We start from the raw sequence: 16762 nt of genomic DNA, 5'->3' as shown, positions 1-16762 counted from the left end.
CCTGACTGCTTCGCCGGTGCCTGTGTCATATCGATCGGTTCGGCCACATCTGGGCCATCCGCCCCTCTCTTCATCACGCTCCACATCTCATTGCGCCCGGGCAACGCAGCATGCGCTGCGCATCAGTCTCGCGCGTCTAACCCAGCCGGGAGGATTTCATCGTGAAACGATCCGGAACACACTGTTCGCGTGTGTTGCTTATCTGCGCCGCATTCGCGGGTGCGCCGTTCGTCATGGGTCTCGCCGCGCCGACTGCCGCTTACGCACAAAGCGCCGCAAAGATATCGAACCAGCAGCTCGATTCGCTGACCGCGCCCATCGCGCTCTATCCCGACGCGCTGCTTGCGCAGGTTCTGATGGCAGCCACCTTCCCGCAAGACGTGCAGGCCGCGGCCGCATGGTCGAAAGCGAACGCGAAGCTACAAGGCGATGACGCCGTCAAAGCAGTCGCGTCCGAGCCCTGGGATCCGAGCGTGCAATCGCTGGTCGCTTTCCCGCAGGTCCTCGCGACGATGGCGTCGAAACCCGACTGGGTCTCGCAACTGGGCGATGCCTTTCTTGCCCAGCCCAACGACGTGATGGATTCCGTGCAACGCCTGCGCAAACAGGCGCAGGCCGCCGGCAATCTGAAGACCAGTTCACAGCAGAAGGTCGTGGTCGAGCAAAGCACGATTCAGATCGTGCCGGCCAATCCGCAAGTGGTGTACGTGCCGACGTATAACCCGACTGTCGTCTACGGTACGTGGCCCTATCCCGCCTATCCGCCCGTGTATGTTCCACCGCCGCCCGGTTACGCAATCGCAACCGGTTTCGCTACCGGCCTCGCGTTCGGCGCCGGCGTAGCCGTAGCCAACTCGTTGTGGGGCGGCTTCAACTGGAACACGCATGACGTCAACATCAACGTGAACCGGTACAACAACATCAATGTGAACAACCGGCTCAACGTGAACAGCAGCACGACGAACTGGAACCGCAACACCAACGTCAATCGCAACGTCAACAACGCGAACCTCAACCGCAACGTCAACAACAACCTCGGCGGTGCACAACGCGACGCCTACCGCGGCCGTGACGACGCTGCCCGTGCTCAGGCGCAGCAAACCCTGCAGAACCGCACCGGCCAGAACCTGAGCGGCAACGCGAGCCAGCGCGTGCAAGGGATTCATCAGGGAGGCACCGCCAACGCCGATCTGCAAAACCGCGCACAGAACGTCAATCGCGATAACGCGTTGCGCGGCGCCGGTGACGGCAATACCGCCCGGCAGGACATGCAGCGTGGCCAGGCGAGCCGCAATGCTGCCAGTAACCGTTCCGGCGGCTTCGGCGCCAACGGTGGCGGCCAGCAACGCAGCGGCGGCGGTCTCGGCGCAAACGGCGGTGGGGTCCAGCGCGGCGGCGGAGGTGGCAGCTTCGGTGGCGGCGGCAGACTGGGCGGTGGCGGCGGTGAACGCCACCTCGGCCGCAACCGTTGAACGATCACGAGGAGTTTCTAATGATTCGCTTATTTCCACGCGGCGCTTTGCGCGCCCACGTTCGGACACTCGCCGCCGCCCTCGGCACGACCGGCAGCCTGCTGATGGCGCCGGTACTGCTGCTCGGCACAACTGCCGCACACGCCCAGGCGGTCTATCCCACGGCCGACGCAGCCGCCAATGCGTTCGTCGACGCCCTCGCCCGCAACGACGAGGATGCGCTCAAACACGTGCTCGGCAACGATTTCCATCGCTTCATTCCTGCCGAAGGAATCGGCGAAGACGACATCTACCAGTTCCTCGGCGCATGGTCGAAGGGGCATCAGATCGTCGAGGACCCGGTGAAGAACAACGGACGCGCAACCGCGCATCTGGCGGTCGGCGACAGTGGCTGGACGCTGCCGATTCCGCTGGTGCAGGCCGCGCACGGCTGGCGTTTCGATCCGCCCGCCGCGCAGGACGAAATGCTTACACGCCGCATCGGCCGTAACGAACGCGCCGCGATCCTGACCTCGCTCGCCTACCTCGACGCGCAATACGACTATCACAACCTGACCCAGCACTACGCCCAGCGCTTCGTCAGTACGCCAGGCCAGCATGACGGCCTCTATTGGATCACCGCGCCCGGCGAAACGGAAAGCCCGCTCGGACCGCTCGCCGCCACCATGCCCGACGGCACGCTGCCGACCGAGGCCTATCACGGCTATCACTACCGGATCCTGACGGCACAAGGTCCGCACGCGAAAGGTGGCGCGCAGAACTATGTGGAGAACGGCGTGCTGAGCAAAGGGTTTGGGCTGATCGCCTCGCCGGCCGAGTATGGCAAGACTGGCGTGATGAGCTTTATCGTCAATCAGGAAGGTCAGGTCTATCAGAAGAACCTGGGCCCGCAAACCGCACGTGCCGCGGCCGCCATCAAATCGTTCGATCCGGACGACAGTTGGCAACCCGTGCAGCCATGAGAATCGTGGTGTTCGACGGCCGCGGCGGCGCATCAGGCCGTTCGCGGCCGGTCTGTTTCCGGATCCGCGCCGCCGCCCGGCGCCGGCATCCATGCTGAGGTTCGCGCCGGCGCCGGCACCTGCCGAACCGCCTTCGCCCCCGTTGCCAGCACGCCTCTGCGCAGCCCGAAGCTTCGCGAAGGCACCCTGTTCCCGCGCGGCAGCAATCCCTGCATGGGCCGCCGTGCAGGGTCGGTATAATGACGGACTTCGCAGCGCCGCTTATCCCTGATTCGCGCCGCGCGCTTTTCACGTGCCGCCCCGTTTCCGACGAAAAGCGCCATCGCATGTGCCGCCCATGTCACGCGCGCCGGCGCTCTGTCCCGCTTTCCAAACTGCCCATCTCGACCGACCATGACTGCCAAACTGATCGACGGCCTAGCCCTTTCCAAGACCCTGCGCGCCGAAGTCGCCACGCGTGCCGCCGCCCTCACCGCTCGCGGCCATCAGCCGGGCCTCGCCGTGGTGCTGGTCGGCGACAATCCGGCCAGCGAAGTCTATGTGCGCAACAAGGTCAAGGCGTGCCATGACAACGGCCTCGGTTCGTCGTTCGACCGCTATCCGGCCGATCTGCCGGAAGCCGAGCTGCTGGCGCGCATCGACGAACTGAATCGCGACCCGCTGATCCACGGCATTCTGGTGCAACTGCCATTGCCGCCGCATATCGACAGCCACAAGGTGATCGAAGCTATCGCCCCGGAAAAGGACGTGGACGGTTTTCACGTCGCCAATGCCGGCGCGCTGATGACCGGCCGGCCGTTGTTCCGCCCGTGCACGCCGTACGGTGTGATGAAAATGCTGGCGGCTTACGAAATTCCGCTGCAAGGCGCGAATGCGGTGGTGATCGGCCGCTCGAACATCGTCGGCAAGCCGATGGCGCTGCTGCTGCTCGAAGCCGGTGCGACCGTCACGATCTGCCACAGCAAGACGCGCGATCTGGCCGCCCACACCCGTAACGCCGACGTGGTGGTCGCCGCCACCGGTCTGCGCAACATTCTCACCGCGGATATGGTGAAGCCGGGCGCAGCCGTGATCGACGTGGGCATGAATCGCGACGAAGCCGGCAAGCTGTGCGGCGACGTCGATTTCGCCGGCGTCAAGGAAGTGGCCGGCTACATCACGCCGGTGCCGGGCGGCGTCGGTCCGATGACCATTACGATGCTGCTCGTCAATACGATCGAAGCCGCCGAGCGCGAAGCGGCGGCCAAGGCTTAAACACGCCCGCGCGTGCCGCCGGGGCGTCGAGGCGTCCTCCCCGGCACGCAAAAAGCCTTTCATGCCGTGCGGCCCGCTCTGCCAATGCCGCATGGCAGCAATTCCTCTTGCCCACTTTCCCACCGCGCGCAGCGACGCATCGGCGTCGATTCGACCGCGTGCGGCATTCGCGCTCCCGCGCACAGTCGCGCGACATCTGATAATTTGTCTGCCGACGGATTGGAATCGGCGCGCCCTGCCCCAATAATGCCTCTATAGAGCGTCATCGGGGCGTTGCAGCGCGCGCCCGTCGATGCACCGATTACCCGTTCACCCGCGTCAGACAGGAAGCCTTATGTCCACTACCCCCTCGAAGCACGACAATCCGCTCCTCGATTTCTCCGACCTGCCGCGCTTTGGCGAAATTCGCCCCGAACACGTCACGCCCGCCCTCGACGTGCTGCTCGCCGATGCGGCCGCCGCCGTCGAGCGCGCCGCCCAGCCGAGTACGCCCGCCTCGTGGGCCGACGTGGTCGAGCCGGTGGAGCGCGCCACCGAACCGTTATCGCGCGCCTGGAGCGTGGTCGGCCATCTGAACGCGGTGGCGGATACGCCGGAACTGCGCGCCGTCTACGGTGAAAATCTGCCGCGCGTGACCGAATTCTGGTCGAGCGTCGGTCAGAATCTCGCGTTGTATGAGAAATACAAGGCACTGAACGCCAGCAGCGATTTCGCATCGCTGACCGGCGAGCGTAAGAAGATCCTCGGCAATGCGCTGCGCGATTTCCGCCTTTCGGGCGCGGAATTGCCGGAAGACCAGAAGCCGCATTTCGCCGAATTGCAGGAACGCCAGGCAGGGTTGTCGAAAGCGTTTTCGGATCACGTGCTCGATGCGACGAACGCGTACGCTTACATCGTCGAGGCCGGCGATGAGGCGCAACTGGCCGGCCTGCCCGAAGACGTGATCGAAGCCGCGAAAGAAGCGGCCGAACGCGAAGGCAAGACCGGCTACAAATTCACGCTGCATTTCCCGTCGTATTTCCCGGTCATGCAGTACTCGGAAAACCGTGCGATGCGCGAAGCGATCTACCGCGCGTATGTCACGCGCGCCTCCGAACTCGGCCCGCAATACGGCGGCGGCAAGCCCGAATGGGACAACACCCAGGTGCTCGCCGAGCAGTTGAAACTGCGCGCCGAAGAAGCACACATGCTCGGCTACAACAACTTCGCCGAAGTCTCGCTCGCGCCGAAGATGGCCGAATCGCCGGCACAGGTGATGGCATTCCTCGAAGATCTCGCCACGCGCGCGCGTCCGCATGCCGAACAGGACTGGAAGGAACTGCGCGAATTCGCTGCGAGCGAACTCGGCATGAGCGACCTGCAGCCATGGGACATGACCTTCGCCGCCGAACGTCTGCGTCAGAAGCGCTATTCCTTCTCCGAGAACGAGGTCAAACAGTACTTTCCAGAAGACGCCGTATTCAAGGGCCTGTTCAAGGTCACCGAAACGCTGTTCAGCGTGCGCATCCGTCGCGACGAAGCAGCCGTCTGGCATCCCGACGTGCGCTTTTTCCGCGTCGAGAATCAGGACGGCGGGCTCGTTGCCCAGTTCTATCTCGATCTGTATGCACGTGAAGGCAAACGCGGCGGCGCATGGATGGACGACGCACGCGGCCGTCACAAGCACACACACGGCGGGGTGCAAACGCCCGTGGCCTATCTGACCTGTAACTTCTCGGCACCGGTTGGCGGCAAGCCCGCCTGCTTCACGCATGACGAAGTAATCACGCTGTTCCACGAGTTCGGCCACGGACTGCATCACATGCTCACGAAGGTGGATGAACTGGGCGTGTCGGGTATCAACGGCGTCGAGTGGGACGCGGTTGAATTGCCGTCGCAATTCATGGAGAACTTCTGCTGGGAATGGGACGTGCTGAGCGACATGACCTCGCACGTCGACACCGCCAAACCGTTGCCGCGCGATCTGTTCGACAAGATGCTCGCCGCGAAGAATTTCCAGAGCGGTCTCGGCACCTTGCGTCAGATCGTGTTCTCGATGTTCGACATGCAGCTTCATACCGGTTTCGATGCGTCCGGTACGAAGAACGCGACCGAACTCGCGAGCGAGATCAACGAGCGTTTCCACGTGGTGCCGCAAGCTTCGTTCTCGCGTTGGCCAAATACGTTCAGCCACATTTTCGCGGGCGGTTATGCGGCGGGCTACTACAGCTACAAGTGGGCTGAAGTGCTCTCTGCCGATGCGTACGCCGCGTTCGAAGAAGCCGCGCAGGCAGCCAGCGGCAGCGTGCTCGATCAGACAACCGGCAAGCGCTATCGCAAGGAGATTCTGGAAGTGGGCGGCAGCCGTCCCGCGATGGAATCGTTCAAGGCGTTCCGCGGCCGCGAGCCGAATATCGATGCCTTGCTGCGGCACAACGGCATGACGCCTGGCGCGGCGCATTGAGCTTGCGTTAATGGCTCGATAGTCGGCGTCGTAAATGGCGTCGACTTCACGACAAAAGCCGGTGACCTGCATGAGCAGGCACCGGCTTTTTCTTTTCTCGCGCCGGCATGCCCTGCGCTCTGAGCGCTAGGCGCGATGCAGCTTGAAATCCACTTGCGCCGGGCGCCCCTCCAGCGATAACGCGGCGCGCGCCGCAGGCGCACGGCTCACAACCTTGCCGCGGCTCACCACCGCGAGCCGCGCGGCGCGCAGGCGGATCGCTTCGACCGGATCGCGTGCGTCGAGCAGCACGAGATTGGCCGCGCTTCCCGGCGCGATGCCATAGCCTTCCAGACCGAGGATGCGCGCGGCGTTCACCGTGACAGCGTCGAAACACGCATGCATGCCGTCGACACCCGTCATCTGCGCAACATGCAAACCCATGTGAGCAACTTCGAGCATGTCGCCCGAGCCGAGGCTGTACCACGGGTCCATCACGCAATCGTGACCGAACGCCACGTTGATGCCCGCCGCCATCATCTCCGGCACACGGGTCATGCCACGCCGTTTCGGATACGTGTCGCTGCGGCCTTGCAGGGTGATGTTGATCAACGGATTGGCGATCGCCGCGACGCCCGAGTCGCGCATCAGCGGCAGGAGCTTGCTGACGTAGTAGTTGTCCATTGAATGCATCGAGGTCAGGTGCGAACCGGCGACGCGCCCATGCAAACCGAGCCGGTGCGTTTCGGCCGCGAGCGTCTCGATGTGGCGTGACATCGGATCGTCCGATTCGTCGCAATGCATGTCGACGCGCAGGCCCTGCTCCGCCGCGAACTCGCACAACATCCGCACGGACTGCGCGCCGTCGGCCATCGTGCGCTCGAAATGGGGAATTCCGCCGACCACGTCGACGCCCATTGCGATCGCACGTTTGAGGTTTTCGAATGCGCCGGCGCTCCGCAACACGCCGTCCTGCGGAAATGCGACCAGTTGCAGGTCGAGATACGGCGCGACGCGACGCTTCACTTCGACTAGCGCCTCGACCGCGAGCAGGCGTGGATCGCATACATCCACGTGGCTGCGAATCGCCAGCAGACCACGCGCGACCGCCCAATCGCAGTACTGCAGCGCGCGCTCGATCAGCGCCTCCTGCGTCAGGTGCGGCTTCAGTTCGCCCCACAGCGCGATGCCTTCCAGCAAGGTACCCGATGCATTCACGCGCGGCAGACCGTACGAGAGCGTCGCGTCCATGTGGAAATGCGGATCGACGAATGGCGGCGTAACGAGCGAACCGGCGGCGTCGATATCTTCACGTGCACTCGCGGCCAGATTCGGTTCGACGGCGACGATGCGACCCGCTTCGATACCGATGTCGACCGGCTGCTTCTGCTGCGGCGCGGCGCTCGGTGGCAGCATTGCGTGGCGGATGATCAGATCCATGGTTCGCTCCCTGTTGCTGGTTGACCGCTATTCGAGTGACTACGATTCTATCGGCGTCAGAAAGTGCGTGCCGGCGTTTTAACGCGACGCCGTACCGGCGAGCAGAAGGGAATCCGTACCGGCTGCCGGCACGGGTGGCCGCCTATACTCGATTTTTCGAACGCTCGATGCCTCACATCCACCCATCCACGGAGCAAGACCATGAAAACCATCGGCGTGATCGGCGGCATGAGCTGGGAATCGTCCACCGAGTACTACAAGCTTCTGAACCGTCATGCGAAGGCGCGTCTTGGCGGCCATCACAACGCTCGCAGCCTGATGCTGACGCTCGACTTCGCGCCGATCGAGGCCAGCCAGCGCGCCGGCGACTGGAGCGCGCTCGGCGCCCAACTGGCCGATGCCGCGCGTCAACTCGAACGAGGCGGCGCCGATCTGGTGATACTCGCAACCAACACGATGCATCGCGTGTATGAATCGATCGAGCAGGCGATCGAGGTACCGTTCCTGCACATCGCCGATCCGACCGGCGACGCGCTGCGCGCCGCGGGAATCGAGCGGGTTGGGCTGCTCGGTACGCGCTATACGATGGAGCAGACGTTCTACACCGGCCGCCTGAACGAGCGTTACGGCCTCGATACACTGGTGCCCGATGAAGCGGGACGCGCGGATGTGCATCGCATCATCTACGACGAGCTGTGCCACGGGAACGTGAACGACGCTTCGCGTGCGGTGTATCAGCGCGTGATCGAAGGGCTCGCTGCGCGCGGTGCGCAGGCGGTGATTCTCGGCTGCACGGAAATCACCCTGCTGATCAAGCCGGAAGATTCCGCGTTACCCGTGTTCGACACGACTGCGTTGCATGCGCAAGCTGCGGTGGAATGGGCGATCGGGGCAGACTGAACGCAAGCGCGTGCGCATGCATGAGAGGCGCTGAGGGACGTGACGGACGTTGGAAGTTAAAAAGCCCGCGTAACTTGCGTTAGCGGGCTTTCAACAATACTTGGTTGCGGGGGTAGGATTTGAACCTACGACCTTCGGGTTATGAGCCCGACGAGCTGCCAGACTGCTCCACCCCGCGTCAGAGAAAAAGAGTATATCGGGTCGTGTGCGAGACGTCAAACAATCCGGCGAAATAAGACTGAAATAATTGCCGACGAAGCTTGGCGCGTGTTCGTTTTCATGCAGCATAGGGATGCTGCACGTAAGCGGACCACTCACAGATCCTGGACCGTCGCGCCTTCCACCTTGCCGTCGATGATGTCCGCGCCATACTGACTCGCGCTACGTTTCGCCACGCCGAAATCGGAGAACGTGGACGCGAGGACGAGACGGAATACGCGGCTCGCCTTCGAGCCGCTGATCGCGCCCGGCCGGCAGACGCGTACCGCAACGTCGTAACCTTCGGCATGACGCTTGTGACCGTCGAACTTGTCGAACTCCCGCGAAAACACCAACGGATGCACTTCGAAGTCCTTATAAAGGGCTGGATAAGTTTGAGCCATGATGGATCCTCGGTGCGCGTAGATGTGAGCCCACTATACGCCGGGGCGTGACGTGGGCGCGCTTTTATTTTTTGCGGCCGCCGAGGCAATTTTCACGGTCGCCCGTCTCGCGCGATAAGATGCGGAACTATTGGAATCGACCCGCTCCCGCCAACCCGAATCCGGGCCGCCGGATGGAGACGGGGTAGCCGTTAAAGCGGAAAAACGCAAAAATGCCGGGGCAGCATGCCACAAGCCTCGCTCAGCAAGAATGTGAGAACCTCATGAAAATCGCCACGTGGAACGTCAACTCCCTGAAAGTGCGTCTGCAACACGTCGTCGACTGGCTCGAAACCAGCCAGACGGATGTGTTGTGCCTGCAGGAACTGAAACTGACCGACGACAAATTCCCTCGCGCCGAGCTCGAAGAAAAAGGCTATCGCAGCTGGTTCGCGGGCCAGAAGACCTATAACGGCGTCGGCATCCTGGTGCGCGACGGCCTGAGCGTCGACGAAACCGGCATCGTGCGTAATATCCCCGGGTTCGACGATCCGCAGCAACGCGTGATCGCCGCGACTGTCGAAGGCGTGCGCGTCATCTCCGCGTATTTCCCGAACGGCCAGGCGCCGGGAACCGACAAATTCGCCTACAAGCTGAACTGGCTCGCCGCACTGCACGACTGGGTCGCGAGTGAAATGGCGCTGCATCCGAAACTCGCGCTGCTCGGCGACTACAACATCGCGCCGGAAGATCGCGACGTGCACGATCCGAAAGCGTGGGAAGGTCAGAATCTGGTGTCGCCCGAAGAGCGCGCCGAGTTCGCGCGGCTGATCGATCTCGGTCTCGTCGATGCCTTCCGCCAGTTCGAGCAGCCGGAAAAGATCTACTCGTGGTGGGATTACCGGATGATGGCGTTCCGCCGCAATGCGGGGCTGCGTATCGACCACATTCTGCTCTCGAAAGCGCTCGCCCCGCTATGCTCGTCGTGCGATGTCGACAAGGTGCCGCGCAAATGGGATCAGCCGTCGGATCACGCACCGGTCGTCGCGCAGCTTGGCTGAACATCGGCTGAGGATCGGCTGAACTCACGACCGGCGAGACCTACGCCGGCCCGTTCAGACAGCGCCACAGGAACTCGAACACCATCGCGTCATGTTCGGCCTGCTCCAGTTCATCGGAGCCGCCGTGGCCCCCTTCCGTGTTCTCGCGATACCAGACCCTTTGCGCACCCAGCGCCTGCATGCGCGCGGCCATCTTGCGCGCGTGTCCCGGATGCACACGGTCGTCTGCCGTCGACGTAGTGAACAGCACCGGCGGATACGCCACGTCCGCGCTCACACGGTGATAGGGCGAGTAAGCCGCCAGCACGCGCGCCTCGCCGGGCTCGTCCGGATCGCCGTATTCATCGATCCACGACGCGCCTGCGTGCAGCAGGTGATAGCGGCTCATGTCGAGCAGCGGCACCTCGCAGACTACCGCGCCGAACAACTCGGGCCGCTGCACCATGCACGCCGCGACCAGCAGGCCACCGTTGCTGCCACCCTGAATGCCGAGTTGCGCCGCGCTGGTCACGCCTGTGCTGATGAGCGCCTCGGCCACCGCGATGAAATCGTCGAACGCGCGCTGCCGATGCTCGCCTTGCGCCGCCGTATGCCAGCGCGTGCCGAACTCGCCACCGCCGCGAATATGCGCGACCACATAGACGCCGCCGCGCGCGAGCCAGCCAATGCCCTGCCCGGTCAGATAGCCCGGAAGCAGCGGAATCGCGAAACCGCCGTAGCCGTTGAGCAGGCATGGGCGCGGCGGCTGCGCAGCGTCTTGTGCAACCCGCGGCCCGATCACGGTATACGGCACTCGTGTACCGTCCGCCGACACCGCATGCCCACGCGTCACCGCGAACGGTGCCGCGTCGAACTGAGTCGGCCAGCGGTCAACCAAGGTCCAATCACTCAGGTCGTCCTGCGCGAGATCGGTGAGCCAGTATGCAGGCGGCTGCAAATAATCGTCGGTATCGACGAATACTTCATCGTTCAGCGTCGGCTCGACGGGCGAGATATCGGCTTGCACGTCGTCACGCGACGGAAAGAGGCGCTGCTGCCAATGCCAGGTCTCATCCGCCGCTTGCGACGGAATCCACAGCGAGGTTTTGCTCTGTACATCTTCCAGGTACGACACGATCAGGTAATTGCGCGTGTGCGTCCACTCGCAGGCGGAGGTTTGCGCGGTCGGCGTGAAAAGTGGCACCACGTCGCGCTCGCCACGCAGGAACGCGGCTTCACGAATCGCCAGCAGCGCGCCGCCCGGATAGCGCACACCGTTGCAGTCCCAATCGAGGCGCGGCTCGAGCAGCAGCCAGCCTTCCCAGCCGCCTGCAGCGACGTGCGACGGCAAGTCGTACTGTCGCCAGACATCGGCACCGTTCGCCGCGCCCTCAGCCCTCTCGAGGTAATACGTGTGCGAGTCGAAGAAATCGACGCTGCGCACCACCGTGTGGCGCTGCTCGAGCGGATCGTAGTGCGCCTCCACGCCGATGTCGCCGAACGCGCCCTTGAAGACCACCGGCGCATCCGCCAGCGCACTGCCCCGCGCCCAACGCCGCACTTCGCGCGGATAGCCGGAGCGCGTCAGCGTCTTGCGGCCATTGTCCCAGCCGACATACAGCGTATCCCGATCGATCCACGACGCCGTGTGCTTGCCGGCCTTCGCAATCACGAACCCGTCGTCGACAAAACGTTGCGCGTCGATGTCGAACTCGCGTACCACCAACGCATCCGAGCCGCCCGGCGACAGTGTGATCAGCGCCCGATCGCCATCCGGATAAAGAATGTCGAGTTCGGCACAGACCCACGGCGTGCCTTCGGCCGCACCGAGCGCGTCGAAGTCGAGCAGGTTCTGCCAGACCGGCGCGCCACTACGCCAGGCCGCCCACGTCGTGCGTCGCCAGATGCCCTTGGGATTGCGTTCGTCCTGCCACAGATCGTAGGCCCAGTCCTTCCAGCGATCGGGAATGACCGGACGCTCACGCGGCAGATAAGCATCGGCAAGCCGCTGTTTGAGCGACTCGAATTCCGCGCCGCTGCACCATGCGGCACGCGTGCGCGCATTCTGTGCCTCGACCCACGCGAGCGCGCCGGGGTCGTCGAGCGCCTCGAGCGACAGAAAGGGATCGGGGGAAAGCGGCCAGGGGAAAGGACCGGGAGGACCGGGAGGAACGCGAGAATCAGGCATCGTCAGCTGTCGAATGAAAACAGCGTCGATTATGCCTTGCGTGCGCCTGAACGCCTTTGATGCGACGAGCGGGAGCGGCTGGCGCCGCCCCGCTCACTCGCAAGCCTCAGGGCTCGAGATTGAGTTCCTGAATCTTGCGCGTAATCGTATTGCGACCGATGCCGAGGCGCTCCGCCGCCTCCACCTTGCGTCCGCGCGTGAAGTCCAGCGCCTCGCGAATCACCGCCGCTTCGAAACGGCGCGCAAGTTCGTCCATGACGTCGGCCGCATTCTCGCGCAGCATCCGCGCGACTTCCGTGCGCAAGCCGCCTTCCCAGGCGGCGACGGCGCTCGCGACAGGCATGCCGGCAGCGCCGGCCGGATGGGCGAGCGCGTTGCCGCCGTTGATCGGCGCGCCGCCGGCAACGCCCGCTTCACCCGTGCCGGCCACGCCACTGCCGCTGCCCGCGAACTCGCTTGCACCGGACTGCGCGGGCCCCAGATCGGGCGGCAAGTCCTTGATCTCGACGGTCTGCGCCGGCGCCATTACCGTGAGCCAGTTGGCGAGATTCTCCAGTTGACGCACGTTGCCCGGAAACGGCAGCGAGGCCAGATAAGCGAGCGCATCTTCAGACACGCGCTTGGGCTCCACGCCCAGATCGCGCGCGCTCTTTTGCAGGAAATGCCGCGTGAGCAGCGGAATGTCTTCGCTGCGCTCGCGCAATGCGGGCAGACGCAAGCGGATCACATTGAGGCGGTGATACAAATCCTCGCGAAACAGGCCCTGCCGCACGCGCGATTCGAGATTCTGGTGCGTCGCCGCGATCACGCGCACGTTGGCGCGCAACGGATTGTGGCCACCGACGCGGTAGAACTGCCCGTCCGAGAGCACGCGCAACAGGCGCGTCTGCAAATCGAACGGCATGTCGCCGATTTCATCGAGAAACAGCGTACCGTTTTCGGCCTGCTCGAAGCGCCCCTGGCGCATCGCCTGTGCGCCGGTAAACGCACCGCGCTCGTGACCGAACAGTTCGGACTCCAGCAGATCCTTCGGGATCGCCGCGGTATTCAACGCGATGAACGGACCGTTCGCGCGTGGGCTATGTCGGTGCAACGCGCGCGCGACAAGTTCCTTCCCGGTGCCTGATTCGCCGGTAATGAGCACGGTAGCCGCGGAATGCGACAGCCGGCCGATCGCACGAAACATGTCCTGCATCGCCGGCGCCTGGCCGAGCATTTCTGGTGCATCGGCGACGCGGTCGTCCCAGGTCTGCTCGCCGCGCATACTTTCGTCCACCGCGCGGCGGATCAGCTCGACCGCCTTGTCGACGTCGAACGGTTTGGCGAGGTATTCAAACGCACCGCCCTGGAATGCGGCGACCGCGCTGTCCAGGTCCGAGAACGCAGTCATGATGATGACGGGCAAACCCGGCACCTTGTCACGCACGGTTTGCAGCAGTTCAAGGCCGGAGCCGCCAGGCATCCTGATGTCGGACACCAGCACCTGGGGGCTTTCGTGATCGAGCGCCGTGGAAGCCTCGCGCACGTTCGCGAAGCTGCGGGTCGCGAAGTTTTCGCGGGCGAGCGCTTTTTCGAGCACCCAGCGAATCGATTGATCGTCGTCTACTATCCAGATCGGCTTCATATAGGTCGTTCAGAAGTCTTGAAGGAGCCCCCAAACCTGTCGTTTTGCGCCAGGCCCCGAGGGGGTGAGAAAACTTGGGGCGGCCCGGCGTTTTCTCACTGGGTCTGTGGTGTTAGCAGTCGAGCGGCAGCAGAATCTGAAACTCGGTATGACCCGGCCGGCTTTCCACTTCGATCAGTCCGTCGTGTTGTTGCACGAAGGTCTGCGCGAGCGTCAAGCCGAGACCGCTGCCATCCTCGCGCCCCGAAACGAGCGGGTAGAAAATGCGGTCACGGATTTCCTCGGGAATGCCTGGGCCGTTGTCAGTGATATGCAAGTCCAGTGCCAGCTTACATAAGCGTTTCGACACAGTGATCTTGCGTGCAATGCGCGTGCGCAATTCGATGCGCGCGTCGCCTTGCGAGATGCGTTCACGCAATGCTTCCGCCGCGTTGCGCACGATATTCAGCAGCGCCTGGATCAGTTGCTCCTTGTCGCCGCGCAGGTCCGGCACGCTCACGTCGTAATCGCGTTCGATCGTGAGACCGCGCGGAAACTCCGCGAGAATCACCTGGCGCACGCGCTCACATACCTCGTGAATATTCACGTCGCCGACGATATGCGGATGACGGTGCGGCTCCAGCAGGCGATCGACCAGCGTTTGCAGCCGGTCCGATTCCTTGATGATCACCTGCGTGTACTCGCGCAACTCGTCGCGCTCACGCTCGCCGAGTTCGAACTCGAGCAGTTGCGCCGCGCCGCGAATCCCGCCGAGCGGATTCTTGATCTCGTGCGCGAGATTCCGGATCAATTGTTTGTTGACCGCCGTGAGGTCATTGATGCGCTCCTCACGATCGGAGCGTAAATGCCGCTCGTTTTCGAACAGTTCGAGCAGCACGTAGTCTTGCGCGCTTTCCAGAAAACCGACGATCGCATGCACATGCAGCGGCTCGTGGCCAGGGCGCTCGAGTATGGCGTCCAGATGGGTCGCGTGAAAACGGTTGGCAGCGATCGCGGAGATGGTCTCGACCAGTTCGCTGGCATTCGAGAAGATGTCCTGCCACGCCATCTGCGTCAGTTGCCTGCGCGACAACTCGAGCATCGACTCCGCCGATGGGTTCGCAAACACCACCCGCAGCGTGCGCTTTTCGAGCACCAGCACAACCGTGGGCAATGCCTCGAAGCCCGGCAGCAAGCCGGAACTCACTAGCTGAGCATCCTCAGAGAGCGTCTGCTCGTGCCCTTTCCTTGCCTTCATCAGATTCTTCAGAACCATCTTGCAGTCTGGCCGATAGGAGATGGTGATAAATCAGGTGTACCGCTTATTGCCTGCTTCCATTGCTTTCACGCCGCGCACGTCGAAAGTAGACGGATTCGGGTCCAACAAAAAAGGGACGGCGCCGCCGTCCCTTCGTGACCGATCGCGAGCGTCGGGCAAAACGCCTCGCCGTTTGAAGGGCGAAGCGCCATTGCCGCTTACAGCGAGTAGTACATTTCGAATTCGATCGGGTGCACCGACTGACGATAGCGTTGCAGCTCGCCCGTCTTCAGTTCGATGTACGCGTCGAGCATCGAATCCGTGAACACGCCACCGCGCGTCAGGAACTCACGATCTGCGTCGAGTGCGTCGAGCGCCTGATCGAGGCCGGCACACACGGTCGGGATCTTTGCATCCTCTTCCGGCGGCAGGTCGTACAGGTTCTTGTCGGCCGCTTCGCCCGGGTGAATCTTGTTCTGCACGCCGTCCAGACCCGCCATCATCAGCGCGGAGAAGCACAGATACGGATTCGCCATCGGATCCGGGAAACGCGTTTCGATACGGCGGCCCTTCGGATTCGACACGTGCGGAATGCGGATCGAAGCCGAACGGTTACGTGCCGAGTAAGCCAGCTTGACCGGTGCTTCGAAGTGCGGCACGAGACGCTTGTACGAGTTCGTCGACGGGTTCGTGATCGCGTTCAGCGCGCGAGCATGCTTGATGATGCCGCCGATGTAGAACAGCGCGAATTCCGACAGACCTGCGTAACCATTGCCCGCGAACAGGTTCTGGCCGTCTTTCCAGATCGACTGGTGAACGTGCATGCCCGAACCGTTATCGCCAACCACCGGCTTCGGCATGAACGTAGCCGTCTTGCCGTACGTGTGCGCGACGTTGTGGATGATGTACTTCATTTGCTGCAGCCAGTCGGCGCGTTGCACCAGCGTCGAGAACTTCGTGCCGATTTCATTCTGGCCCTGACCCGCCACTTCGTGGTGGTGCACTTCGACCGGGATGCCGATCTGTTCGAGCAGCAGGCACATTTCCGAACGGATGTCCTGGAACGTGTCGACCGGAGCGACCGGGAAGTAGCCGCCCTTCGTGCCCGGACGGTGGCCGGTGTTGCCGCCTTCGAATTCCTTGGCCGACGACCAGGGTGCTTCTTCCGAACCGATCTTGATGAAGCAGCCCGACTGATCCGTATTCCACTGGACCGAGTCGAAAATGAAGAATTCCGGCTCCGGACCGAAGAAGGCCGTGTCGCCGAGGCCGGTGCTCTTCAGATACGCCTCAGCGCGCTTTGCCAGCGAACGCGGGTCGCGTTCGTAGCCCTTGCCGTCAGCCGGTTCGACGACGTCGCAGGTCAACACGAGGGTCGACTCTTCATAGAACGGGTCGATGAAGGCGGTGTTCGCGTCCGGGACCAGCAACATGTCCGAGGCTTCGATACCCTTCCAGCCGGCAATCGACGAACCGTCAAACGCATGGCCGCTTTCGAACTTGTCTTCATCGAATGCCGACACCGGCACCGAAACGTGTTGCTCTTTGCCGCGCGTGTCGGTGAAACGGAAGTCGACAAACTTGACGTCTTCGTCTTTGACGAGTTGAACGACGTCGGCCACGGATTTACTCATAACCTATC

The 16762-nt window shown here is 63.1% G+C and carries 12 protein-coding genes and 1 tRNA gene; 6 read left to right on the top strand and 7 right to left on the bottom strand.

Features of this window, described 5'->3' with window-relative positions; all coding sequences use genetic code 11:
- Nucleotides 1-161: 161 nt before the first annotated feature.
- The 4 genes from HWX91_RS36435 to HWX91_RS36420 all read left to right on the top strand — a co-directional run bounded on the left by HWX91_RS36435 (nucleotide 162) and on the right by HWX91_RS36420 (nucleotide 6131).
- The gene (locus HWX91_RS36435) at nucleotides 162-1472 is read left to right on the top strand and encodes a DUF3300 domain-containing protein (protein WP_028199478.1); all 1311 of its coding nucleotides are present in this window, start codon (nucleotides 162-164) and stop codon (nucleotides 1470-1472) included.
- A gap of 20 nt (nucleotides 1473-1492) precedes the next feature.
- A complete protein-coding gene (locus HWX91_RS36430) occupies nucleotides 1493-2434 on the top strand; it encodes a DUF2950 domain-containing protein (RefSeq protein ID WP_028199477.1) in 942 nt (313 codons plus the stop codon).
- 393 nt (nucleotides 2435-2827) lie between these two features.
- Nucleotides 2828-3688 (top strand): bifunctional methylenetetrahydrofolate dehydrogenase/methenyltetrahydrofolate cyclohydrolase FolD, encoded by an 861-nt coding sequence (gene folD, locus HWX91_RS36425; protein WP_028199475.1) that lies wholly within the window; start codon nucleotides 2828-2830, stop codon nucleotides 3686-3688.
- A gap of 334 nt (nucleotides 3689-4022) precedes the next feature.
- Complete coding sequence (locus HWX91_RS36420) at nucleotides 4023-6131, top strand: M3 family metallopeptidase (RefSeq protein WP_028199474.1); 2109 nt, start codon at nucleotides 4023-4025, stop codon at nucleotides 6129-6131.
- 126 nt (nucleotides 6132-6257) lie between these two features.
- Here HWX91_RS36420 and HWX91_RS36415 read toward each other — a convergent pair whose 3' ends face one another.
- The gene (locus HWX91_RS36415; protein WP_028199473.1) at nucleotides 6258-7550 is read right to left on the bottom strand and encodes an amidohydrolase family protein; all 1293 of its coding nucleotides are present in this window, start codon (nucleotides 7548-7550) and stop codon (nucleotides 6258-6260) included.
- A gap of 201 nt (nucleotides 7551-7751) precedes the next feature.
- On the opposite strand from HWX91_RS36415, the gene HWX91_RS36410 reads away from it, so the two are divergent.
- On the top strand, nucleotides 7752-8450 hold the full coding sequence (locus HWX91_RS36410) for an aspartate/glutamate racemase family protein (protein WP_028199472.1): 699 nt from the start codon (nucleotides 7752-7754) through the stop codon (nucleotides 8448-8450).
- Nucleotides 8451-8551: 101 nt separating this feature from the next.
- On the opposite strand, the gene HWX91_RS36405 is transcribed toward HWX91_RS36410, so the two are convergent.
- A tRNA-Met gene (locus HWX91_RS36405) sits at nucleotides 8552-8628 on the bottom strand.
- Nucleotides 8629-8764: 136 nt separating this feature from the next.
- The gene (locus HWX91_RS36400) at nucleotides 8765-9052 is read right to left on the bottom strand and encodes a hypothetical protein (protein ID WP_028199471.1); all 288 of its coding nucleotides are present in this window, start codon (nucleotides 9050-9052) and stop codon (nucleotides 8765-8767) included.
- 263 nt (nucleotides 9053-9315) lie between these two features.
- Between HWX91_RS36400 and xth the strand changes: the two genes are divergently transcribed.
- Nucleotides 9316-10092 (top strand): exodeoxyribonuclease III, encoded by a 777-nt coding sequence (gene xth / locus HWX91_RS36395; RefSeq protein WP_028199470.1) that lies wholly within the window; start codon nucleotides 9316-9318, stop codon nucleotides 10090-10092.
- Between the two features lie 40 nt (nucleotides 10093-10132).
- Here the strand turns inward: xth and HWX91_RS36390 are convergent, their stop codons facing one another.
- The 4 genes from HWX91_RS36390 to glnA all read right to left on the bottom strand — a co-directional run bounded on the left by HWX91_RS36390 (nucleotide 10133) and on the right by glnA (nucleotide 16754).
- Nucleotides 10133-12259 carry a prolyl oligopeptidase family serine peptidase gene (locus tag HWX91_RS36390; protein ID WP_028199469.1) on the bottom strand — a complete coding sequence of 709 codons (2127 nt, stop codon included), beginning with the start codon at nucleotides 12257-12259 and terminating at the stop codon, nucleotides 10133-10135.
- Nucleotides 12260-12365: 106 nt separating this feature from the next.
- A complete protein-coding gene (gene ntrC, locus HWX91_RS36385; RefSeq protein WP_028199468.1) occupies nucleotides 12366-13883 on the bottom strand; it encodes a nitrogen regulation protein NR(I) in 1518 nt (505 codons plus the stop codon).
- A 112-nt stretch (nucleotides 13884-13995) separates the two neighbouring features.
- Nucleotides 13996-15138 (bottom strand): nitrogen regulation protein NR(II), encoded by a 1143-nt coding sequence (glnL, locus tag HWX91_RS36380; RefSeq protein WP_028199467.1) that lies wholly within the window; start codon nucleotides 15136-15138, stop codon nucleotides 13996-13998.
- A 200-nt stretch (nucleotides 15139-15338) separates the two neighbouring features.
- Nucleotides 15339-16754, bottom strand: coding sequence for a type I glutamate--ammonia ligase (gene glnA, locus HWX91_RS36375; protein WP_028199466.1), 1416 nt, complete (start codon nucleotides 16752-16754; stop codon nucleotides 15339-15341).
- Between the last annotated feature and the right edge of the window lie 8 nt (nucleotides 16755-16762).

The sequence above is a fragment of the Paraburkholderia fungorum genome (genome assembly GCF_902833645.1).
Lineage (GTDB): Bacteria > Pseudomonadota > Gammaproteobacteria > Burkholderiales > Burkholderiaceae > Paraburkholderia > Paraburkholderia fungorum.
The sequence above is the reverse complement of the archived record's forward strand: the minus strand, read 5'-3'. Positions and strand labels throughout refer to the sequence as shown.